This window comes from Granulicella aggregans (assembly GCF_025685565.1).
GTDB classification, from domain to species: Bacteria; Acidobacteriota; Terriglobia; order Terriglobales; family Acidobacteriaceae; genus Edaphobacter; species Edaphobacter aggregans_B.
Window position 1 is genome coordinate 1,227,949 of the sequence record NZ_JAGSYE010000002.1, and the last position, 23,304, is coordinate 1,251,252.

The 23,304-nt window shown below is 62.3% G+C and carries 14 protein-coding genes; 10 read left to right on the plus strand and 4 right to left on the minus strand.

Annotated features, from left to right (window positions below):
• Positions 1-3 precede the first annotated feature (3 nt).
• Positions 4-1,134, minus strand: coding sequence for a LacI family DNA-binding transcriptional regulator (locus OHL18_RS14600; protein WP_263375578.1), 1,131 nt, complete (start codon positions 1,132-1,134; stop codon positions 4-6).
• Between the two features lie 209 nt (positions 1,135-1,343).
• Here OHL18_RS14600 and OHL18_RS14605 point away from each other — a divergent pair, with 209 nt between their 5' ends.
• Positions 1,344-3,167 (plus strand): glycoside hydrolase family 2 protein, encoded by a 1,824-nt coding sequence (locus tag OHL18_RS14605; RefSeq protein ID WP_263375579.1) that lies wholly within the window; start codon positions 1,344-1,346, stop codon positions 3,165-3,167.
• 250 nt (positions 3,168-3,417) lie between these two features.
• On the opposite strand, the gene rpiA is transcribed toward OHL18_RS14605, so the two are convergent.
• The gene (rpiA, locus tag OHL18_RS14610; RefSeq protein WP_263375580.1) at positions 3,418-4,110 is read right to left on the minus strand and encodes a ribose-5-phosphate isomerase RpiA; all 693 of its coding nucleotides are present in this window, start codon (positions 4,108-4,110) and stop codon (positions 3,418-3,420) included.
• A 380-nt stretch (positions 4,111-4,490) separates the two neighbouring features.
• On the opposite strand from rpiA, the gene OHL18_RS14615 reads away from it, so the two are divergent.
• The 6 genes from OHL18_RS14615 (at position 4,491) to OHL18_RS14640 (ending at position 14,140) form a co-directional block, all read left to right on the plus strand.
• Positions 4,491-5,897, plus strand: coding sequence for an acetyl ornithine aminotransferase family protein (locus tag OHL18_RS14615; RefSeq protein ID WP_263375581.1), 1,407 nt, complete (start codon positions 4,491-4,493; stop codon positions 5,895-5,897).
• A gap of 112 nt (positions 5,898-6,009) precedes the next feature.
• Entirely contained in the window at positions 6,010-7,029 is a 1,020-nt protein-coding gene (locus OHL18_RS14620; protein WP_263375582.1) for a DUF1338 domain-containing protein, read from the plus strand.
• An 89-nt stretch (positions 7,030-7,118) separates the two neighbouring features.
• On the plus strand, positions 7,119-10,091 hold the full coding sequence (locus tag OHL18_RS14625) for an FAD-binding and (Fe-S)-binding domain-containing protein (RefSeq protein WP_263375583.1): 2,973 nt from the start codon (positions 7,119-7,121) through the stop codon (positions 10,089-10,091).
• 107 nt (positions 10,092-10,198) lie between these two features.
• On the plus strand, positions 10,199-11,197 hold the full coding sequence (locus OHL18_RS14630) for a carboxypeptidase-like regulatory domain-containing protein (protein WP_263375584.1): 999 nt from the start codon (positions 10,199-10,201) through the stop codon (positions 11,195-11,197).
• Positions 11,198-11,482: 285 nt separating this feature from the next.
• Complete coding sequence (locus OHL18_RS14635) at positions 11,483-11,926, plus strand: response regulator (protein WP_263375585.1); 444 nt, start codon at positions 11,483-11,485, stop codon at positions 11,924-11,926.
• A 3-nt stretch (positions 11,927-11,929) separates the two neighbouring features.
• Positions 11,930-14,140: a PAS domain-containing protein gene (locus OHL18_RS14640; protein ID WP_263375586.1), complete on the plus strand. Its 2,211-nt coding sequence runs from the start codon at positions 11,930-11,932 to the stop codon at positions 14,138-14,140.
• Positions 14,141-14,292: 152 nt separating this feature from the next.
• Here the strand turns inward: OHL18_RS14640 and OHL18_RS14645 are convergent, their stop codons facing one another.
• Complete coding sequence (locus tag OHL18_RS14645; protein ID WP_263375587.1) at positions 14,293-14,736, minus strand: hypothetical protein; 444 nt, start codon at positions 14,734-14,736, stop codon at positions 14,293-14,295.
• Positions 14,737-14,863: 127 nt separating this feature from the next.
• On the opposite strand from OHL18_RS14645, the gene amaB reads away from it, so the two are divergent.
• Positions 14,864-16,435: an L-piperidine-6-carboxylate dehydrogenase gene (gene amaB / locus OHL18_RS14650; protein ID WP_263375588.1), complete on the plus strand. Its 1,572-nt coding sequence runs from the start codon at positions 14,864-14,866 to the stop codon at positions 16,433-16,435.
• Positions 16,436-16,562: 127 nt separating this feature from the next.
• A complete protein-coding gene (locus tag OHL18_RS14655; RefSeq protein ID WP_263375589.1) occupies positions 16,563-18,311 on the plus strand; it encodes a patatin-like phospholipase family protein in 1,749 nt (582 codons plus the stop codon).
• 8 nt (positions 18,312-18,319) lie between these two features.
• Here the strand turns inward: OHL18_RS14655 and OHL18_RS14660 are convergent, their stop codons facing one another.
• Entirely contained in the window at positions 18,320-19,723 is a 1,404-nt protein-coding gene (locus OHL18_RS14660) for a porin (RefSeq protein WP_263375590.1), read from the minus strand.
• Positions 19,724-19,919: 196 nt separating this feature from the next.
• Here OHL18_RS14660 and OHL18_RS14665 point away from each other — a divergent pair, with 196 nt between their 5' ends.
• Positions 19,920-23,213, plus strand: coding sequence for an alpha-mannosidase (locus tag OHL18_RS14665; protein ID WP_263375591.1), 3,294 nt, complete (start codon positions 19,920-19,922; stop codon positions 23,211-23,213).
• The last annotated feature ends 91 nt before the right edge of the window (positions 23,214-23,304 follow it).

The window sequence follows — 23,304 nt, forward strand, 5'->3', positions numbered from 1 at the left end:
CGATCAACGCTTCGCTCGCGCCACCTTCAGCGCTGGCTTTGCCTCATGCACCTCGGATCGCGCTTTCGCCACAGCCACCTTCGCCGCTCCCGAAGACTCGCGCACCATCAGCTCCGGCTCGAACGTCATCTCCTCCGGATACGCCTCGTGAGGCTTTGCAATCCGCTTCACCAGCAACTGCGCCGCCGCCTCGCCCATCTTGTGCAGCGGCTGACGAATCGTCGTCAAACTTGGGGTCTGGTACATCGCGCTCGCAATATCGTCGAACCCCACCACCGACACATCTCCCGGCACCGACAACCCCACATCCGCCAGCGCCCGCACCGCTCCAATCGCCGCAATATCGTTAAAACTGAAGATCGCCGTGAAATCTCGCGTCTTCGTCAGCAGGTCGCGAATCACCGGATACCCCAGCTCCGGCGACGATGAGTTCGCCTCCAGATACACGCAAAGCTCCGGATGTACCGGCACCCCCATCGCCTTGGCCATCTTCAGGATGCTCTCCCACCGCGTCTCGGAGTCGGGAATATGCTTCTGCCCCTTCATGAACACAATCCGCTTATGTCCCTGGTCGCGCAGATGCTTCAACGCTAGCGCAGCCGATCGATCGTGATCGAGCACGATATTGCTTACGCCCTTCATCCTCTTGTGCCCGGAGATCGACACTACCGGCTGATTCACAGTCTCGTTCAGCGTCGTATTGACCAGGATGAATCCATCCACCGCCCGCTTGATCAGCAGCCGCGGATACTCGTCGATCAGGTCCGCCCGTCCCTGGTGGCACAGCACCATGTAGATGTAGCCCGCCTCCATCAGCGTCCGCTCCACGCCGTTCATCACCATGGTGAAGTAGCCTTCGCTCAACTCCGGCACGATCACTCCGATCGTCAGCGTCTGCCGCATCCGCAGCGACCGAGCGATGGTATTGGGTCTATAGTCCAACTTCTTCGCCGCGGCCAGCACCCGCTCCCGCGTCGCCGGGGCGATCGACTTCGCCCCCGGAGCATCGTTCAACACAATCGAAACCGTCGCCGGCGACAGATCCAGATACTCCGCCATCACCTTCAGGTTGACCGGCCGGTTCTCTGTTGGCTTCTCGGGTTTTTCTTTCGGCTTCTCTGGTTTCAAAGTCATGGCCGATCCTATCTCGCCAGCTTCCAGATCGTCCATCTCAATTCCACTCGCCTCTGTCCGTTACCCGCCGTCATTCTGAGCGAAGCGAAGAATCCCGACGAACCCAATCCCACCCGAACCGCTCGAACCTTTCTGCCCACACCCAAAGTTGGCGCCATAAAAACGTGGTCAGACCAATTTGGCGTACTATTTCCACGACGACTTTATCCATGAAAATCCTAAATCTAGCCCTCGCCGCCCTCATCTCCGCCTCTGCCGCCGCCCAATCCACCCCCACCGTCCTCGTAGACGTCGACCACCGCACCGCCCAGTCCCTCAACGGCGCTTGGCACTACATCCTAGACCCTTACTCCGCCGGCCTCTCCGACTTCCAGGGCGGCATCAACAAGCACGGCTTCTTCGAGAACCGCGAGCCCGAAGCCAACTCCAACAACACCGCCAACAACGGCTTGATCGAGTACAGCTTCGCTCGGTCCCCCGTCGTCAAAGTCCCCGGCGACTGGAACACCCAGAACATCGCCCTACTCAACTACGAGGGACTCTTCTGGTACCAGCGCGACTTCGAGTTCACCCCGAAGGCAGGCGAACGCACCTTCATCCACATCGGTGCCGCCAACTACCGCGCTCGCGTCTTCATCAACGGTCAGCACATCTGCGATCACGAAGGCGGCTTCACGCCGTTCGACTGTGACGCCACCGCCGCGCTCAAGCCGGGCAAGAACTTCGCCGTCATCGCCGTCGACGACACCCGCCTGGCCGACGGTATCCCAACGCTGAAGACCGACTGGTACAACTACGGTGGCCTGACACGTGACGTCTCTCTCGTCACCGTCCCGAACACCTTCATCGACGACTACGACCTCCACCTGAGCCGCGCGGATCACAAGACCATCGAAGGCTACGTCCACGTCGTGGATGCTCCCGCAGACACCAAGGTCCATGTGTCCATCCCTGAAGCCCATGTCGATCTCAACACCACGACTGACGCCACTGGCCGCGCCGTCATCTCCATCGCTCCCGCCAGCCTAGATCTCTGGGCCCCCGGCAACCCCAAGCTCTATAAAGTCGAACTCGCATCCGGCTCAGACAAGCTCACCGATGAGATCGGCTTCCGCACCATCGAAGTCTCCGGCACCCACATCCTCCTCAATGGCAAGCCCATCGCCCTCAACGGCATCAACGTTCACGCCGAAGCCCCCATTCGAGGCGGTCGCGCCAACACCGACGCCGACGTTAAAACCCTCTTCGACTGGCTCCAGCAGCTCAACTGCAACTTCGTCCGCCTCGCCCACTACCCCCACGACGAACGCATGACCCGCGAAGCCGACCGCCGCGGAATCCTGGTCTGGAGCGAGGTCCCCGTCTACTGGGCCGTCCACTTCGACGACCCCGCCCTCCTCGTCAAAGCCAAGCAGCAGCTAGGCGAAAACATCCGCCGCGACCACAACAAGGCCTCCGTCATCCTCTGGTCCATCGCCAACGAGACGCCGAACATCCCCGCCCGCACCGCGTTCCTTACCAAACTCGCGGATTACGCGCATGAACTCGACTCGACCCGTCTCGTCACCGCAGCTCTTCTCGTGCGCGGAGAAGGCGATACCAAGATCGTCGACGACCCGCTCGGCAAAGCGCTCGACGTCCTCGGCACCAACGAGTACGCCGGCTGGTACGAGATGTCCCCCGAGAAGATCCCGAACGTCAAATGGGACATCCGCTACGACAAGCCCGTCATCATGAGCGAGTTCGGCGGCGGCGCCAAGGCCGGCCTCCACGGCCCCGAGACCCAGCGCTGGACGGAAGAATTCCAGGCCGCCATCTACCGCAACCAGATCACCATGCTCAGCAAGATTCCCCAGCTCCGCGGAACCACCCCCTGGCTACTGATGGACTTCCGCTCTCCCGTGCGCCTGTTGCCCGGAGTGCAGGACGGCTTCAATCGCAAGGGTCTGATCGCCCCCAACGGACAGAAGAAGCTGGCATTCTCTGTCCTGCAAAAGGCTTACAAAGAAAACGCCGTCGCCAAACCTGAATAGCGACAGCGATACCGGCTTTTTTGTTTGTCATTCCCAAAGGGAATCTGCGTTTGTATTTGTTCTTGCCGTCATTCTGAGCGCAGTGAAGAACCCGCCACACCGATCGCATCACACAATCCATCCGAAGCTTTCCGCCACAAATCCGGGTGCCCCACATCTCGATTCTGAGATGTGGGCTCATCCCAGCCACAAACCCGTGCCCCATTCATCGCGCCGTTGTCTCACGCGATGAGTGGGTCTCGCCACAACCCTACCCCTGCATCTCCGTAACCCCGTCATCCCCAGCCACGAGGGCCATCGCCGCCATCCCCAGAAACAACCCATGCTCCACCACGCCGACGATCCCGCGAACCTCCGCCGCCGTCTCCTCCGGATTCTCGATCACCCCCGCCGCGCAATCCAGAATGTAATTCTTCTCATCCGTAAGATAAACCGACCCGTCCGCCTTCTTCCTCTGCTTCGGATTCAGCCCCAGCACCGTCAGCTTGCCTTCCACCAGCGGCAGCGCCATCTTGATGACCTCAATCGGCAACGGAAACTTCCCCAACTTCTCCACCACCTTCGTCGAATCGACGACCACGATGAACTTCTTCGCCGAGCTGGCAACGATCTTCTCCCTCAGCAACGCTCCGCCGCCGCCTTTGATGAGCGCCAGACTGCCGTCGGAATCCCGCGCAACCTCATCCGCGCCGTCGATATAAACATCGACCTCCGGCAGCTCCGCCAGCGACACCACCTCCAGGCCGAGCGATTGCCCCAGCTCCTGGCTCGCATCGGACGATGCCACGCACCGGATCTTGATGCCCGTGGCCTTCACCTTCGCGCCGAGCTCTTCGATAAACATCCGCGACGTAGACCCTGTCCCAAGCCCAACGGCCATGCCGTCCTCAACAAACTCCACCGCCCGCTTCGCCACCAGCCGCTTCGCTTCGTCCTGTGTCATCTCGTCCCCTTCTCAGACCACCAGTAAACAGTAAACCAGCCAATGCCCGGGTGCACCATCCATGCAGCTTTATCGCATGGGTGGGAAATTCGCGCCACGAGCGAACTATTTTCTTCCCGAACCAGCACAATCCCACCGAAGATGCACCATACGCGTACCCAACAATCACATTCCCGCGCTATACTTGCCCGCAAGGGGGCATGGACAATGCGCATCGCAAAGCTTCTCGCAGCCACCATACCCTCCCACTCCCGCCCGAACCTCTTCGGCGACTAACTCCCCACAAAATTCAGCCTCAAGCGAGCCCTTCCTTCAAAGGAACCGGCACCACGCAGCGATCTCCCAACCGCGCCCGAACTCCGTTCCGGCAGGAGCATCCCATGAGCGCCACCCTTCACATCCCCGAAGCCGTCGTTCCCAACGCGCAGCTTCACACGAGCTTCGGCCCGAAGATCAAGACCACTCTCCCCGGCCCCAACGCCGCCGCCATCATCGCCCGCGACGAAGCCCTAATGTCACCCAGCTACACCCGCGACTACCCGCTCGTCGTCCAGTCCGGTCGCGGATGTCGACTCACCGACGTCGACACCAATGAGTTCCTCGACTTCACCGCCGGCATCGCCGTCAACTCCACCGGCCACTGTCACCCAGAAGTCGTCGCCGCAATTCAAGCTCAAGCGGCGAAGTTCCTTCACATGTCGGGAACCGACTTCTACTACGACCTGATGCCGCGCGTCGCCGAACGCCTCTCCGCGCTCGCTCCGATGGCTGGCCCGCACAAGTTCTACTACGGCAACTCCGGCGCCGAGGCCGTCGAGTGCGCCCTGAAGCTCGCCCGCTACCATACCGGCCGACAGCACATCATCAGCTTCCTCGGCTCCTTCCACGGACGCACCATGGGCGCGCTCTCGCTTACCGCCTCGAAGCCGCAGCAGAAGCGACGTTTTGGACCGTTCGTACCAGGAGTGACGCACGTCCGCTACCCCTACGTCTATCGCGGCTGCAGCGGCGGCCCGCAAGCTGCGGAGGCCTTCGGCCTCGGCTGCGCCCGCTACATCGAAGACAAGCTCTTCAAGACCCACCTTCCGCCGGAGGAGGTCGCGGCGATCATCGTCGAACCGATCCAAGGCGAAGGCGGCTACGTCGTTCCCCCGAACATCTTCCTTGAAGAGATCCGCCGCATCTGCGACCGCCACGGCATCCTCATGATCGTCGACGAGGTCCAGTCCGGCGCGGGCCGCACCGGCAAGTGGACCGCCATCGAACACACCGGCGTCCAGCCCGACATCGTCACCATGGCCAAGGGCATCGCCTCTGGCATGCCGCTCAGCGTATGCATGGCGAAGGCGCACATCATGGACTGGGTGCCGGGTTCCCACGCCAGTACCTTCGGTGGCAACCCCGTCGCGCTCGCCGCCTGCCTCGCGACCATTGAGATTATTGAGCGCGAAGCTATGGCCAATGCCGCCGTCGTTGGCAACGCCGCAATCGAGCGCCTTCAGACCTGGGTCTCCGGGGAAGGCATCGGCAAGCACCCCATCGTCGGCGACGTCCGCGGTCGAGGCCTCATGATCGGCGTCGAGATCGTCAAAGACACCCTCACCCGCACCCCTGCCCCGGACCTCCGCAACCGCATCGTGGACCTCGCCTTCGAGCGCGGCCTCTTGCTGCTCGGCTGCGGCGAGACCAGCATCCGCCTCTGCCCTCCGCTGGTCGTCAAGCCAGAAGAGATGGAAGTAGCCCTCGACATTCTGGAAGAGTGCGTCATCATAGCCGCCCATAATTAACCTAGCGCTGCTCTTGGCACGTCTTGCTTAAGGGCACGGCTTCAGCCGTGCCGCAAGAGCGTCAAAAACACGTGGGGCTCTATAGCCCCTGAGGTACCAGAAGGAGCCACACATGCCCACCCTGCACTCCATCCTCGAGCCCAACATCGGCCTCACCCGCACCGACCGTCTTCTCCGCATCCTCGAGATCCCCCAAGCCTTACTGAACGAAGACAAAGCTAAAGCCTCAAGAGCCGTCATCGCTCAGGCCCTCAACATGCTTCTCTTCGAAGACCTTCTCGAGCGCGTCCCCGCAGCCAAGACCTATGCCTCCGACTGCCGTCTCGCCGGCCGCAGGATCATGCACGACCACGGCGCAGTCCGCACCGTCGCCCTCGCCAATATGGGCACCCTCCCCGCTGGCGAAGAGGCCATCACCCGCATCCTCCGCCCGCTCGGCTACGCACTCAACGGCGTCTATCCCCTCGAACGCCTCAAGATGACCGGCCGCTCCCACGCCCAGGTCGAGTTCCCCGAGGAGATCGCCCAGTTTTTCATCAGTGAGCTCCACCCGGACCGCTTCTCCGAAAAGTTTCAGCAAGCTGTACGCAACGTCACCGGCACCTCCATCGACCCGCTCACGCCCGAAGCAGTCACACTACTCGCCGAGCTCAACCGCGAACATTCTCTACCGCGCGAAGCCGCCACCCGCCTGTTACCGCTCCTCACCCGCTGCTTCACCCGTCAGCACGCCACGCCCACCCTTGCCGACTACGACACCCTGCTCGCCGAATCCGCCGAGATGGCCTGGATCTCCACGGAAGGCAACGCCTTCAACCACGCCACCGACCGCGTCCCAGACGTCGACGCCCTCGCCGCCGAACAGAAGGCCCTCGGCCAGCCCATGAAGCCCACCGTCGAGACCTCCCAATCCGGCCGCGTCCGCCAGACCGCCTTCGTCGCTGCCCGCGTCAAGCGCTGGTTCCGCACCGCCCAGGGCGACCCCATCGAACGCGAAGTCCCCGGCTCGTTCTACGAGTTCATCACCCGCCTCCCGCTACCCGAAGAGACGGATGGCAAGCAGCACCTGGACCTAAGCTTCGATAGCTCCAACGCGCAAGCCATCTTCAAGATGACCGCTGAGGCCAAGTAGCAATCGTCTTCGCGCTTGGACAGTCGAGGTGCGACTCATTGCTCCGTGAGAGCAATGAGTCGCGCGCGCCACTACACTGAAAGCAATTCATGTCCTCTGCCTTCACCATCCTGCCCAGCTCCCACGCTCGCGCCCACGACACCTTCCCCGGTGCCGACAGCCTCGCCTCCGAACTCTCCGCCGTCATCCGTGGCGAAGTCCGGTTCGACGCGGCATCCCGCGCCCTCTACGCCACCGACGCCTCGAACTATCGCCACATCCCCATCGGCCTCGTTATCCCGCGCGACGAAGCCGACGTTATCGCAACCGTCGCCGTCTGCCGCAAACACGACGCTCCTATTCTCACGCGCGGTGCAGGCACCTCGCTCGCCGGTCAGGCCTGCAACGCTGCCGTCGTCCTCGACTTTTCGAAGTACATGAACGCCATCGGCGAAGTCGATCTCGCGAACAATACGATGCGAGTGCAACCAGGCGCCATCCTCGACCGCGTCCGCGAAAAAGCCGAACTGCACAACCTTACCTTCGCTCCCGACCCCGCCACCCACAGCCGCTGCACCCTTGGCGGCATGATCGGCAACAACTCCTGCGGCGTCCATGCGCTGATGGGCGGCAAGACCGTCGACAACATCGTCGCCCTCGATCTCCTGCTCTACGACGGCACCCACATCACCGTCGGCCCAACCACCGAAGCCGAAATCGCCGCACACATCGCGGGCGGCGGCCGCACCGGCAGAATCTATGCCGAACTCAACCGTATCCGCGACACTTACTCTGAGTACGTCCTCACCAAGTTCCCGCGCATCCCGCGCCGCGTCTCCGGATTCAACCTCGACGAGCTTCTCCCCGGCAGCGACTTCAACGTAGCCCGCGCCCTCGTCGGCAGCGAAGGCACCTGCGCCATCATCCTGTCGGCAACGTTGCAGCTCGTTCGCAGCCCACAGTTCCGCACTCTCGTCGGCGTCGGCTTTGAAGACATCTTCATCGCGGCCGACTTCGTCCCTCAGCTCCTCACACATCCATTGATCGGCCTAGAAGGCGTCGACGGCCTTCTCCTCGAAGCCCTTCGCCGCAAACAGAAATCCCTCTCTTCGCTTGAACTTCTTCCTCCCGGCGAAGGCTTCCTCCTCTGCGAGTTCGGTGCAGACAGCCAGGCATCCTCCGACGCCCTCGCCGCAGCCTTCGCCCAATTTGTAACTACGCTCGCTACAAATGTATCTCCGCGCATCTACACCGGCGCAGAAGCCAAACGCGTCTGGCACATTCGCGAGTCGGCTCTCGGCGCAACCGCCTTCGTCCCCGGCAAAGGCACCGGCTGGGAGGGCTGGGAGGACGCCGCAGTCGATCCCGCTCAGCTTGGCTCCTACCTCCGCGCAATCAAAGCCCTCATGGACGAGTTCGGCTATCAAAGCCCCATGTACGGCCACTTCGGCCAGGGCTGCGTCCACATGCGCCACAACTTCGATCTCGAAACCGCTCCCGGCATCCTCAAGTTCCGCGAGTTCATGGACCGCGCCTGCGACATAGCCCTGGCCCACGGCGGATCGATATCCGGTGAACACGGAGATGGGCAAGCGCGAGGCGCTCTGCTTCCCAAGATGTTCGGCCCTGAACTGATGCAGGCCTTCCGCGACTTCAAGCGCGCCTGGGACCCCGACAACAAGCTCAATCCCAACAAGCTCATCGATGCCCACGAGCCCCACGAAGACCTTCGCCTCGGCGCGGACTACAACCCATGGAAGCCAGCTACCCACTTCGCGTTCGCCGAAGACAACGGCAGCCTCGCCTCCGCCGCCTTGCGCTGCGTAGGCGTAGGAGCCTGCCGCAAGACCGACGCCGGGACCATGTGTCCCAGCTTCATGGCCACCGGCGAAGAGCTCCACTCCACTCGCGGCCGCGCCCATCTCTTGTGGGAGCTGATGCAGGGCGAAGTCCTCCCCAACCAATGGCGCAATGAGCAAGTCAAAGAGTCCCTCGACCTCTGCCTCGCCTGCAAGGCCTGCAAATCCGAGTGCCCCGTCTCCGTAGACATGGCCACCTACAAGGCCGAGTTCCTATCCCACCACTATGAAGGCCGACTGCGCCCGCTCGCCCACTACGCCTTTGGCCGCATCGATGTGTGGGCCCGCATCGCCAGCCACTTCCCCACGCTGGTCAACGCGATCAACGCCGCTCCCGGGATCTCTCAGCTCGCCAAGTCTCTACTCCACATCCACCCCAACCGCACTCTGCCAAAGTTCGCCCGAGCCTTCTCTCGCACACACGAGAAGGCTTCTCATTCTGGTATAGACTCGTCATCTCGACCGGAGCGAAGCGCAGTGGAGAGACCCCCGCATTTGCCTTCCTCCGGGTCCGCCCAAAACGTCTTCCTCTGGGCCGACACCTTCAACAACTACTTCCACCCCAACACCATGCAAGCGGCGCACGAAGTCCTTACCAGTGCAGGCTTCGCAGTTCAACTTCCTACCAAGCACCTCTGCTGCGGTCGCCCCCTCTACGACTTCGGCCTACTCGACACCGCCAAACAATATCTCCTCAAAGTCCTCGACGCCCTCGCCCCACAGCTTGCCGCCGGAACTCCTATCGTCGTCCTCGAACCAAGCTGCGCCAGCGTCTTCCGCGACGAAATCTGCAATCTCCTCCCGAACGATCCCCGAGCCGCGAAACTCTGCGATCAGACTCTTCTGCTCAGCGAGTTCCTCGTCAAATACGCGCCTAACTACACGCCGCCTCAACTCAGCGGCGACATTATCGTCCACGGCCACTGCCACCACCGAGCGACCATGTCAATGGACGACGAAATGACCTTACTTCGCGCAACGGGCGCGAATGTGACCCTTCTCGACTCCGGCTGCTGCGGCATGGCCGGTCCGTTCGGCTTTGAGCAGGACAAGTACGAAGTCTCGCAGACCCTCGGCGAGCGCGTGCTTCTGCCCGCCGTTCGCGCTGCCTCATCAGGCACGATCATCGTCAGCGACGGCTTCAGCTGCTCCGAGCAGATCACACAGAACACCGCAGCGCGTCCGCTTCATCTCGCGGAAGTCTTAGCAATCAAGAAGCCATAACCCGCAGAGGTGCGTAGCTTACACGCTCGGCAATTGTTAAAAGACGGCACATTTTGAACCTTTAGCCCCTCCGCAAACGTCTGCTCACATAGGAAATCCATCAAACTATGCACTGTAGGCATCTGCTTTCTTTTTTGCTTCTCCCTTTGTTTGTCATTCGCAGTCCGGCGCAACTCTTTTCAGCCCCGGAGCCACAGACCGCCAGCATCAACGGTTCTGTTACCGACATCGACGGCGGCCTCATTCCCGGCGCGACGATCATCGCCAACGGGCCTAATTCCGGCCAGCATACTTCCACCACCTCGGACGACACCGGCACCTTCCAGCTCCGCAATCTGCGCCCGGCCGTTCCCTATCGCATCGTCGTCTCAGCAAGGGGATTCGCCCCCGCTACCTCGGCCCAGATCATCCTCACCCCCGGCCAGCAGTTGCAGCTTCCCGCCTTCAAGCTCGTCGTCGCTGCCGTCGAGACCAGCATCACCGCTGAGTCGCAAGAGCAGATCGCCACCGAGCAGGTCCATGAAGCAGAAAAGCAACGCATCCTCGGCGTCATCCCAAACTTCTACGTTGTCTACGATAAGCAATTCGTCCCGCTTACCCCAAAGCTCAAATTTGAACTGGCCCTGCGCTCCTCGACCGACGTCGTGACCATCGCAGGCACAGCCTTTCTTGCCGGCGTGAATCAAGCCGCCAACACGCCCGACTACCAGCAGGGATGGAAGGGCTACGGCCAGCGATTCGGAGCCATCTACGCGGGCGGCGTCTCTGATGTCCTCATTGGCGGTGCCATACTTCCTTCCGTTCTGCATCAGGACCCTCGCTACTTCTATCAGGGCACCGGCACCAAGAAGTCCCGCTTCTTCCACGCGCTCGAAGCCCCCTTCGTCGCCAAGGGAGACAACGGTGAGTGGCAGCCCAACTACTCCAGCATCGGAGGAGACCTAGCCTCGGGCGCGCTCTCCGTCACCTACCTTCCCCAGTCGAATCGAGACGCCAGTGACGTGCTCACGGGCATCGTCACGACAACCGCCGGCCGCATCGTCAATGCCATGGCGGAGGAGTTTCTCCTCAACCGCTTCACCTCCAAGACCAACAAAGCCCCCTGATAAATTTTGCTTAGTGCAGGCCGTCATCTCCACTGCGCAGAGGCCGGCTTTACTGTCTGCTGCGCAGTGGAGAGCCCCCGCATTTCGGATTCATCTAGACGCCACACTCTCTTGCGCAATAGAGATTCACACCCACTCAACGGTTCTCCTCCCCTTCCATAACACCTCCGCATAATTCTGCCCTCAATAGTGGGATGTACCACTCTCGTACATCTGTCTAGCTTTGGGATTGGACAGGCAGCCGAGCACGCAAACGAGCCGCCAGCCCAGCGCCGGAGGTTTGTCATGCTGCCACAAAAGAAGATCCTCGTCGTCGATGACGACCCCGAGATGCGTCTCGCGCTCTCCGTCAGGCTCCGCGCCAACAACTACGAGGTCTGCGTCGCTGTAGACGGCGTCTCCGCCATCGCCGAAGCGCGCAAACACATGCCCAGCCTGATGCTGCTCGACCTTGGCCTCCCCGCCGGCGACGGCTTCACCGTTCTGGAGCGCCTACACTCGATGGAGGCCATCGCGCATATTCCCGTCATCGTTGTCTCCGGGCGCAATCGTCTCGCAAATCAGGAGCGAGTCCTGCTCGCCAAGGCGCAGGCCTTTCTGCAGAAGCCGGTAAAGAACTCGCAGCTCCTCGCGGCCATCGAGAAGGTCCTCGGCCCGAACACCGCGCCTGCCTACGAACGCGCCGCCACCATCTACGATCTCGGCCAGCGCATGACCACGACAGTCTAGAGTATGCCATCCAGTTCGTCTGCTTCCTTCAAGCCCTGGCACGCACTCGCTTCCGCTGCAACCGGCGCTGCCGCAACCTGCCTTCTCTTCGGATACATCGGTGCGCCCCACACCAATGTCCTCACTCTTCTCTGTGCAACGATCTCCGTACCCGCCGCGGCTGCGCTCCTCTACAGGCTCACGCGCGCGCAGCGCGCCTCAAACCACGCCTGGGTTGAACTTACGCAGCCGCATCCCCCCTGCAAGACCGAAGCTCTGCTCGATAAGACCGGTCGCATTGCGGGCATAGGCGGTTGGGAGGTCGATCTTCTTACCGGCGAGGTCGTCTGGTCTCTCCACACCTACGAGTTACATGGTGCTCCCCTCGACTTCGTGCCTACACTGGAAACCGGCCTCAGCTTCTACGATGAGCCTTCGCGCCCCATCATCGCCGCTGCCGTCGAGACCGCCTGCCGCACCGGCAAAGGGTGGGACCTGGAACTCTCCATCGACCGATTCGATGGCCAGAAGGTCTGGGTCCGCACCGTCGGCGGCGCGGAGATGCAGGAGGGCAAAGCCGTTCGCCTGGTAGGAACCTTCCAGGACATCACCGCCCGCGTCGCCGAACGGCTCGCCCTCAGCGAAGCCAACGAACGCCTCACCCTCGCGACCGATAGCGGACGCATCGGTATCTTTGAGTGGGACCTCGTCCGCAACGTCCTCCGCTGCGATCCTTGGATGAACCGCCTGCACGGCATCGAACACACCGTTCTCGATCAGGACCCCAACTTCTGGACAGAGCATGTCCACCCCGAAGATCGCCACCGCTTCCTCAACGCCATGCAGGACGCCATCGATGGCCACAGCCTCTACGACACCGAGTTCCGCATCCTGTGGCCCGATGGCAGCATTCGCAATCTCCGCGCCGCCGGACAGGTCACCAGCGACGCACACGGCAAGCCCCTTCGCATGATCGGTTGCCACTGGGACGTGACCGAGGCCCGTCGCCTCACCGCCGAGCTCGCCCAGCAGAACGAGCTTCTCCGCGTCACGCTCCGCTCCATCGGCGACGGAGTCATCACGACCGACGCCCAGGCCAACGTCGTCTGGCTCAACTCCGTCGCGGAACGCATGACTGGCTGGAGCAGCGAAGAGGCCCTTGGCAAACCCATCGCCTCCATCTTCAACATCGTCAACTACGTCACCCGCCGCCCCGTCGAAAATCCCATCCTCACCTGCATCGCTACGGGCGCAGCCGGCAAGCTTGCCCCCGACACCCTCCTGCTTTCGCGCGACGGCGCCCGCTTCGGCATCGACGACTCCGCCGCCCCTATCCGCGGCGAACAGGGTGAACTACTCGGCGCAGTCCTGGTCTTTCACGATGTCACCGAGCAGCGCCGTCTCTTCTACGAGACCACCCGCATGGCCAAGGTCGAGCTCAAGCTCAAGGACGACTTCCTCTCCCGCGTCTCGCACGAGCTCCGCTCCCCGCTGACCTCGATCTACTCCTTCACCTCGATCATCGCCGACGACCTCGCCGGCAACACCACCTCGCAGCAGCAGGAGTATCTCCAGATCGTCCTCAAGAACGTCGATCAGCTCCAGTCCATGATCGAGGACCTGCTCACCGTCACCCAGGCCAACGAGGGCAAGCTCAGCATCGACCTCAAGCCGATCCAGGTTGCCGAGTCCGTCACCGACGCCCTGCACACCATCCACGGCCCCGCCACCAGCAAGCAGATCGCGCTCCGATCGAACTGCGAAAAGTCACTGCCACTGGCTCTCGCTGATCCCACCCGTCTCCTTCAGATCCTCATCATCCTGCTCGATAACGCCGTCAAGTTCACCCCTGAGGGCGGCCTCATCGGCGTCAAAGCATCGCAGACGGACGGCGGACTTCTCCTCATCCAGGTCTCCGACACCGGCCGCGGCATTCCCCCCGAAAAACGCGCCCGCGTCTTCGAACATCTCTACCAAGTTCCCGGTCCTGAAACGCAAAATGCTCAGCCCGACACCAGCCGCGCCGGCCGCAACGGCCTCGGCCTCGGCCTCCACATCGCCCACGACCTCGTCGTACGCCAGGGTGGCAAGATCTGGATTACAGGCGAACTGGGCAAAGGCAGCACCTTCTCCTTCACACTGCCTATCCATCGCGAAACACCGTCGTTCGACCCGCCAGCAGACCTCGCCGAAACTACAGAGCTGCCGTCACTCGCCATCGCCCAACGCTCCTGATCGCTTGCCGTGTGCCATAAGAGATGCAGCAGCATCGTCCGTCAGATGGTGGAGAGCCCCCCCATTGGCCGTTGCTCTGGCTGGTTGCTGGAACAGAAAGCCCGCCGAACTCCGGCGGGCTTTCTACAAATCATCAAACAGCGTCAGCTGGTCTAGCGATGTCCGCCAGGGTGACCACCGCCCGGACGCCCGCCACCAGCAAATCCGCCGGAGTGTTCGTTTTCCGGCCCGTGTGCCGCCTGACCGACGTGTCCCTGTCCGTCCCTCGCTTCATTCGCATGGAAATGGTTGAAAGCTCCCGCACCACGCTCCGGCAAAGGTCCGTGATAGCCATTGCGGGGGTCGTAGCGGTTGTCGACGTGTCCATAGAAACCGTGCGGCCCATGGAACCATGGCCCAGCTCCGTAGAACCTGCCGCCGACAAACCAGTCCGGACCGTAGTAACCATAAGGGGCGCAATCGTACGGGGCATAGTCGAAGTAACCGTACGGGCAAACAGGCTCAACTCCTATACCGATTGAAATCTGCGCGGGAGCCACAGACCCAGCACTGAGTAACGCCGCGGTTAAAACTGCAAGAGGCTTCCAGCTAGACATGATCGTTCTCCTCAATTCATTTACGTTAGATGTCGGCTGCACAACCGAGTTGTGCGCAGACTCGAATCTTGAATCTGCCAGCCGCGTTCCGTCATGACAGACCTATGAGGCATAAACTAAGTTCACTATGTCCGCACTCGCTGAAACGCTGCTGGTCGCCACCGAATCGACGCCCCTCTCATCCCAAGTCCACGCGCTTCTCTCTGAGCTAGGCGTGCCCACTACCGCCTACACCCATGGCGACCTTCCGGCCCACTCTCCTATCACCGGCGAGACCCTCGCCCATCTTCCGCAAATTTCGAGCGGCGCAGCGACGACCGCCATTGTTCAGGCCCACGCCGCTGCCAAAGAGTGGCGCAACGTCCCCGCCCCGCGTCGCGGCGAACTCATCCGCATCCTCGGCGAGGAGCTCCGCGCAGCCCTCCCGTCCCTCGGCCGTCTGGTGACCATCGAGTCCGGCAAGCTCCTCTCCGAAGGCTTCGGCGAGGTCCAGGAGATGGTCGACATCTGCACCTTCGCCGCTGGCCTCTCCCGGCAGCTCGCTGGCCTCACGCTGCCCTCCGAGCGCGCCCACCACCGCATGATGGAGACTTGGCACCCGCTAGGCGTCGTCGGCGTCATCTCTGCCTTCAACTTCCCAGTCGCCGTCTGGAGCTGGAACGCCGCACTCGCGCTGGTCTGCGGTAACTCCGTGGTCTGGAAGCCCTCCGAAAAGACGCCGCTCACCGCGCTCGCTACGCAGGCCATCTTCGACCGCGCCGCCGCCAAGTTTGCAGCCGCAACCGGCCACTCTATTCCTGAAGGCCTATCCACGCTCCTTATCGGCAACGCGCAGATCGGCGAACTCCTTGTCGACTCCCCGCTCGTCCCGCTCGTCTCCGCCACCGGCTCAACCCGCATGGGCCGAGCCGTCGGCCCAAGACTAGCCGCACGCTTCGCCAAGTCCATCCTCGAGCTAGGCGGCAACAACGCAGCCATCGTTGCACCCTCCGCCGACCTCGACCTGACCCTCCGCGCCGTCGCCTTCTCCGCCATGGGCACGGCAGGCCAGCGCTGCACGACATTGCGTAGACTGATCGTGCACGAGTCCGTCTACGACACTCTCATCCTGCAGCTCAAGCGCGTCTACTCCTCAGTGGTCATTGGCGACCCCCGCACCGCTGGCACCCTCGTCGGCCCTCTCATCGACGAAGCCGCCTTCAACGCCATGCAGCAAGCCCTCGCCAACGCGAAGCAAGACGGCGCGACCATCACCGGCGGCGAACGCGTCGCGATCACGAACCAGCCCGAAGCCTTCTACGTCCGCCCAGCCCTCGTCGAAATCGCCACCCAAACCGATACGGTCAAGCACGAGACCTTCGCCCCCATCCTCTACGTGCTTAAGTACCGCGACCTGGACGAAGCCATCGCCCTCCAAAACGATGTTCCCCAGGGTCTCTCGTCCTCAATCTTTACCTTGAACCTCCGCGAAGCGGAATTCTTCCTCTCCGCACGCGGCTCCGACTGCGGTATCGCCAACGTCAACATCGGCACCTCCGGCGCGGAGATCGGCGGAGCCTTTGGTGGGGAAAAAGAGACTGGCGGAGGCCGCGAGTCCGGCTCCGACGCCTGGAAGCAGTACATGCGCCGAGCCACCAACACCATCAACTTCGGCACTGACCTTCCCCTCGCCCAGGGCGTCAGCTTCGACATCGACTAAACCGCGCTCCTGATAGGTGCCACGTAACGATCCCGCATCCGCGGACACGATAGCTCATCGACACGGCCTGGCAGTCGTGTATAAAGGCCGCGTCACTTTATCCCAGCCAGGCAGGAGCTTGTTCGCGATGCCGCCCTTCAAACTTGGTATCAACATGGCAGGAGCTGTCTCCGCCGGAGCCTACACCGCAGGCGTCCTTGACTTCCTCACCGAAGTGCTCGACGACTGGTACGCCCAGAAAAAAGTCGACCCCACCGTGCCCGCCCACGACATCTCCATCGAAGTCTTCACCGGTGCCTCCGCCGGCGGCATGTGCGCTGCCATCTCCGCCATCCTCCTGCAGGACGAATTCGAGCACATCTCCGACACTTCCAAGACCGGCACCACCAATCGCTTCTACGAGAGCTGGGTCAACAAGATCGACATCCAGCCTCTCCTTGGCAGCGACGACCTCGCCGACCCCGAAACTTCCGTCGAATCTCTCCTCGACTCCACCATCATCGAAGAGATCGCTCAGTACGCGCTCACCCGCAAGAACCCACTCCCCGAACCCCGCCCCTACGTCTCGCCCAATCTCAACATCTTCCTCTCGCTCACTAACCTCCGCGGCGTTCCTTACTCCATCGTCAGCGTCGCTCCCGGCTCGGTCGAAGAGTCCACCTTCTTCTACGGCGACCGCATCCGCTTCCAACTCGAATCCGCCGCCTCCTTCCCCACCTACCCGCCCCCACCGCTGCCCGACCGCATCCTCGACGTCAACGCCGCCGCCATGTCGTATCCCCCAACCCTCGCCTGGCAGACCCTCCAGACCGCCGCCATGGCCACCGGCGCATTCCCGGTCTTCCTCAAGCCTCGCGTCCTTCCGCGATTCCAGGCCGAGTACTGCCCGCCCGGCTGGGAGTCCGTCGCCACTGCCGACAGCACCACGACGCCGACGGGGCCGCCGCACTTTCCACCCGCCATGCCCAATCCTTTCAAGACCGTGAACGTAGATGGCGGCGTCACCAACAACGACCCCTTCAACTACGCCCACGATTTCCTGCTCGCATCTTCCTGCCCCGTGCCCGGAACGACACACCTCGTCAGCGACGCCGTCGCGACCGACCGCGCCGTCCTCAGCGTCGCTCCCTTCCCCACCACACAGGTCTACGACTCCGTCTACGACCCTGACAAGCAATCCGCCGTCGTCCGCGCCCTGCCCGCGCTCTTCGGAGCTCTCATCTCGCAGTCGCGCTTCTTCGGCCAGTCGCTCAGCAAGCTCCTCGGCGGAGCCAGCTTCAGCAACTTCATCATCGCCCCCTCCGACGACGACCTCCGCAGGAAACACCTGGCCGACCCATCCAAGACCCCACCCGCATTGCAGTGCGCTGCCCTCAGCGCCTTCGGAGGCTTCTTCGAGCGCGGCTTCCGCGCCCACGATTTTGCCCTCGGTCGCCGCAACTGTCAGAAGTTCCTCATGGACCACTTCCTCCTGCCCCAGGACAACGTCATCATTGCCCCATCGCTTCCTTCGGATGCCGCCGCCCTGGCCGCACTCATCGCCCGCTACGGCCGCCCCAACCCTACGCCGCCGGATGCCTCCAAGCCTCCCGTCTCACCCGGCAAACCCTGGCTGCCCATCGTCCCCATCTGCTCTCCGCATCTCCGCGAACCCATCCCCGAAGTGCCGCGCTTCCAGATGCGCGAGGCCAAGCTCGACATCATCGTCGACCTCATCTTCAGGCGTTTCCGCGCCGTCATCGCGAAGCTCATCGCTCCCGCACCCTGGGCGCTCCGAACCTTCCTCTCGCCTGGCCCAGTGATCATCTCCTGCCTGGCAAAGGGCGCGCTCAAGAGGGCCTTGGTCAAGCAACTCGGCAACTCCTACAAAGCGTGACCGCCCCGTCAAAAGTGAACAATCACATCCGAAGCAAACGTGAACTGGTTTGTCCTTGTGCCTTTGTCATATCCCGGCCGATCCCACGCATGGTCGAACCGCACCTCCGGCCGTATCTGAATCGTCGACCCCACCCAGTGGCTCAGCATCAGAGTGCCCTCGCTGTACTTCGTCGCCGTCCCTGTCCGCTGCCCCTTCTTGTCATTCAGGAAGTCGCTGCGAAACGAGAAGAAGTCATGCGCCGAAAGTTGCCGGTTCGCGTAGTTCACCATCGCCCACTCAGGCGCAAAACACTTCACCTCGCCCAGCCTGCAGGCCGCTCCATTTGTGCCTTTTTCGGGAGCGATCGGCCCCGTCACGCTTGGCACGTCTCGCTGATACATCGCATACGCCTCAGTCGCAAAGTGCCAGTTCTTTCCGACCTTGTGATACCAGGTGCCGTCGTACATCTGCACGTTGTTGAAGGCATACTCTCCATCGTTGATCCCGTTCGCGCACACGTAGAAGTTGTCATTCACACTCTTGGTCGTATAGTTCACGCACCCCGTAAACGACGGCTTCGCATCGGGCGTCCATAACGCCACGTCGTGGCTGCCTGTAAGCCCCGCCTGCACCAGCCACTGGTCGTTCAACTGGATCGTCGCCAGCACTCCCGTGTCGGTGAAAGGGTCAATCGAGTACAGCAGCGAGTGGCTGAAGTCATAGTTGTTCGGGGTCAGTTGGGCCTCGATTCCAGGGATCGAGATCCACCGCCCTACCCGCACATTCATCCCCTTCGCCACGTGCGGGAAGTACACGTCCAGATACTCCAGCACCGGATCGAAGCCGTACTGGCGGTCATGGTCGATCAGTTGACTGCTCAGGTAGCCTTTGTCCGTCGTCGACCGATAGTCCGTCCCGAAGAACGAAGTCAGGTGAAATCCCCAGTCGATATGCTCCCGCTGCACCGTGTCCGGAAGCCGCTCCACGTACACCACGAACTGGTCTAACTCCACCCGGTTTGAGTAGATGTCGTTGGTTTGCGGATAGTTCCGGTCACGCGATGTGCTCAGATTGAACGATGGCTCAACCCACCCATAGAGCTTCGTCCGGCTCTTTGCCCCGTTGATCGCGGTCATCAACGGATACCCGTTCGTGTCCATCTCGCCAATCTGTGGTGACCCGCCATAGGACCAGTCCACGTTCGGAAACGGCGGCGAGCTCAAGGGCGAAGGCAATCCCCGTCGTGGGGCAGGCGGCCCCGAAGCCGCCGTCCCCTTCCAATCCTCCGCGTAAAACCGTTCCCAGCGCTCAAACAGACTGCCCGTCCGCGAAGCCGCCGTGTCAGCTGCAGGCGCCGGCTCCGTCTGAGCGATTAAGCGCCCCGCCAGCAATACCCCACACAGCAACACCCATTCAGTTCTCTGCCACACCGTCAACCTGCTCTCCGTCCATGTCGTCCCGTGAAGCGTCTCCAGTTACGGGCCTAATCGCTCACCCATCATAGGACCCCTCCCCACATCCCGCGTGAAAGCCCACCCCGCACGCCTCGCCACCCCGCAAAATGTTATCTTCAAAACCGGTCGGTCAAACGCTTGTTCCGGTCGCCAATCTTGCTCAAGGTGGTCTATGCGCGTCCCGCTCCTCGCCTCAGTTCTCTCGGTCTTCTGCCTCCTCCCCACGCTCGCGACCGCCCAGTTCGGCCAGCAGCCTCCCGCGCCCCAGGCCACCCTCGACCCCGCATCGACCGCGACCCTCGACCGCCTCGGCTCTCTCGGCAGCTTTCCCGCCGTCGACTGGCGCTTCCACCCCGCCGACATCGCCCACGGCGAAGATCCGAAGCTCGACGACTCCGCATGGCCCGTCGCCAAGACGACGCGCAACACGACCGACCACGAGGCCGTCTGGTACCGCGCCCGCCTCACCGTGCCCAAGACGCTCAACGGCTACGACCTTACCGGCACTCGGATCTGGATTCGCTTCGACGTCGGCGCGAACGGCCCCATGCCGGAGATCCTCTACTTCGACGGTCGCCGCGTCGCCCTCGGCGAAGACCTCGAACAGACGGTCTTGTTTGAGAATGCGAAGCCCGGCGATTCCGTCCTGGTGGCCGTCAAGCTCCTCCACACCAATGACGACAAGACCTTCAACGGCGTCATAATGCACATCGACATGGCCCCCGGCCGTCCGAATCCTCTCGACCTCCGCACCCAGTTCGAAGTCTCCCAGAAGCTCCTTCCATGGGTGGGAGACCACCATGGTGCCGCCGACCCCAAAGACCTCGCCACCCTCACCGCCGCCATCAAGGCCGTCGATCTCTCCGCTCTCGACAAATCCGATCAAGCCGCCTTCGACGCCTCCCTCACCAAGTCCCTCTCGCTCCTCGAACCGCTGCGCCCCATCCTGCAAAAAGACACGATCCACATGACCGGCAACTCACACATCGACGCTGCGTGGCTATGGCCCGAGTCCGAGACCATCGACGTCGTCCGCCGCACCTTCTCCACCGCCCTGCAGTTGATGAACGAGTACCCCGACTACACCTACACCCAGTCCGCCGCGCAGTACAACGAGTGGATGGCCGACAAGTATCCGGCCATGGATGCAGAGATCAAGCAGCGCATCAAGGAAGGCCGCTGGGAGGTCGTCGGCGGTATGTGGGTCGAGCCCGACCTCAATCTTCCCGACGGCGAATCGCAGGTCCGGTCACTTCTCCTGGGGAAGCGCTGGTTCAAGCAGCACTACGGCGTCGACGTCCGCATTGGCTGGAACCCCGACTCCTTCGGCTACAACTGGCAGCTCCCGCAGATCTACAAACGCTCTGGAGTCGATTACTTCGTCACCCAGAAGATGACCTGGAACGACACGAACCAGCTTCCCTTCAAGCTCTTCTGGTGGCAGTCCCCCGACGGCAGCAAGGTCCTCAGCTACTTCCCCCACGACTACGCCAACGGCAACCTCGACCCTGTCCGTCTCTCCGGCGATCTCGCCGTCTCGCGCCAGCGCGCCCCGGGTATGTCCACCATGATGGACCTCTACGGCATCGGCGATCACGGCGGCGGCCCCACCCGCACCATCCTCGACGAGGGCGAGCACTGGGCCCACGCGGACAACGCCGTGACGCCGCAGATGCACTTCGGCCTGGCCCAGACCTTCTTCACCGCCGCCGAACAGACCATCGCCCCTGACTCCCAGACCTGGAACTACCAGTCCATCGCCAAGGGCTACAAGTTCCCCACGCCCGAGTCTGGCAAGATGGTCATTCCAACCTGGAAGGACGAGATGTACTTCGAGTACCATCGCGGCGTCCAGACCACCCAGGCACAGCACAAGCGCAACATGCGCGAGGCCGAAGAGAACACCCTCAACGCCGAAAAACTCTCGTCCATCGCCTGGCTCTACGGCGACACCTACCCCAACGCCCAGTTCACCGATGCCTGGAAAAAGATCGCCTTCAACGGCTTCCACGACCTGGCCGCCGGTTCCGGCATCGGCATCATCTACAAAGATGCTCAGAAAGAGTTCGACATGGTCCGCCTCGAAGATGCTGAGGCTGCCTCTCACGCACTCAAATCCATCGCCGCGAGAATCGACACCGGCGAAGAACCCGGCATCCCTGTGCTCGTCACCAACCCACTCGCGTGGCCCCGCGATGGCCTCGTCCGCGTCGAAGTCGAACTCCCGAAGCCCGACGGCGAACCCTCCGTCCGCGATGCCAACGGCAACGTCCTGCCCTCGCAGATCATCGCCGCCGACCCTCAGACCAACCGCTTCACCCTCGAAGTCCTGACCAATAAGACGCCCAGCATGGGCTACCAGGTGCTCCACGTGACCTCTGCGGAGCACCTCGCTGGCGTAGGCTACGCCGCAACTTCCACCAAGCTCGAAAACGGCAACCTTCGCCTCACCATCGACCCCACCACCGGCTGCATCACCAGCCTCGTCAACAAAAAGTCCAACTTCGACGCCATTGCCCCGAAGTCCTGCGGCAACCAGCTCCAGGCCTTCAAGGACACCCCCAAGGACTACGACGCCTGGAACATCGACTACGGCACGCTCGATCACCCGATGCCGATCGACAAGGTCGACTCTATCAAGCTCATCGAGAATGGCCCGGTTCGGTCAACCATCCGCATCGAACGCACCTGGCAGAGCTCCCACTTCATCCAGGACATCTCGCTGGCCGCCAACGCCGACACCGTCGTCATCGACAACACCGTCGACTGGCACGAAACCCACATCTTGCTGAAGGCCGCTTTCCCGCTCGCCGCATCCGGCCCCATGGCCACGTTTGAGATTCCCTACGGCACCATCCAGCGGCCAACCACGCGGAATAATTCGTGGGAGTCCGCGAAGTTCGAAGTGCCCGCCCTCCGCTGGGCCGACCTCGGTGACGCTCACAACGGCTTCTCGCTCCTCAACGAAGAGAAGTACGGCTACGACGCCATCGGCAACGTTCTTCGCCTGTCGCTTCTCCGCTCGCCCACCTGGCCCGACCCCGAAGCCGACCGTGGCATCCAGCACTTCCGCTACGCGCTCTACCCACACGCCGGGACCTGGCAGCAGGCCATGACGGAGCGCAAGGGCTACGAGCTCAACTACCCGCTGCAAGCCTCCGCAGTCGAAGCCCACATGGGCTCGCTAGCAGCCTCGCACTCCTTCGTCTCCGTCGAAGACGACAACGTCATCCTCACCGCCATCAAGAAGTCCGAGGACACCAACGCCCTTATCCTCCGCGTCTACGACTGGTCCGGCAAGTCCTCCAGCGCGAAGTTCATGCTGCCCCCCGGCGCAACCTCCGCCACAGAGGTCAACCTCATGGAGCAGCCCATCGGCAACCCGATCTCTGTGGCCAACAACACCGCCACCCTGCCCGTAGGCCCGTTCGAAATCAAGACCCTCAGAGTCGACTACCCCCACTAAATCGGGTGCCCCACGTCTCGATTCTGAGACATGGGTTCTCTCCCATCCTTAAGGACCCAACCCCCGGAAACCGTCATCCTGAGCGAAGGCG

Coding starts and splice junctions, on each gene's coding strand:
- OHL18_RS14635 (WP_263375585.1), top strand. CDS start 11,483: ATGCTGCCACAAAAGAAGATCCTCGTCGTCGATGACGACCCCGAGATG.
- OHL18_RS14605 (WP_263375579.1), top strand. CDS start 1,344: ATGAAAATCCTAAATCTAGCCCTCGCCGCCCTCATCTCCGCCTCTGCC.
- OHL18_RS14645 (WP_263375587.1), bottom strand. CDS start 14,736: ATGTCTAGCTGGAAGCCTCTTGCAGTTTTAACCGCGGCGTTACTCAGT.
- amaB (WP_263375588.1), top strand. CDS start 14,864: ATGTCCGCACTCGCTGAAACGCTGCTGGTCGCCACCGAATCGACGCCC.
- OHL18_RS14640 (WP_263375586.1), top strand. CDS start 11,930: ATGCCATCCAGTTCGTCTGCTTCCTTCAAGCCCTGGCACGCACTCGCT.
- OHL18_RS14600 (WP_263375578.1), bottom strand. CDS start 1,134: ATGACTTTGAAACCAGAGAAGCCGAAAGAAAAACCCGAGAAGCCAACA.
- OHL18_RS14655 (WP_263375589.1), top strand. CDS start 16,563: ATGCCGCCCTTCAAACTTGGTATCAACATGGCAGGAGCTGTCTCCGCC.
- OHL18_RS14615 (WP_263375581.1), top strand. CDS start 4,491: ATGAGCGCCACCCTTCACATCCCCGAAGCCGTCGTTCCCAACGCGCAG.
- OHL18_RS14620 (WP_263375582.1), top strand. CDS start 6,010: ATGCCCACCCTGCACTCCATCCTCGAGCCCAACATCGGCCTCACCCGC.
- OHL18_RS14625 (WP_263375583.1), top strand. CDS start 7,119: ATGTCCTCTGCCTTCACCATCCTGCCCAGCTCCCACGCTCGCGCCCAC.
- rpiA (WP_263375580.1), bottom strand. CDS start 4,110: ATGACACAGGACGAAGCGAAGCGGCTGGTGGCGAAGCGGGCGGTGGAG.
- OHL18_RS14630 (WP_263375584.1), top strand. CDS start 10,199: ATGCACTGTAGGCATCTGCTTTCTTTTTTGCTTCTCCCTTTGTTTGTC.
- OHL18_RS14665 (WP_263375591.1), top strand. CDS start 19,920: ATGCGCGTCCCGCTCCTCGCCTCAGTTCTCTCGGTCTTCTGCCTCCTC.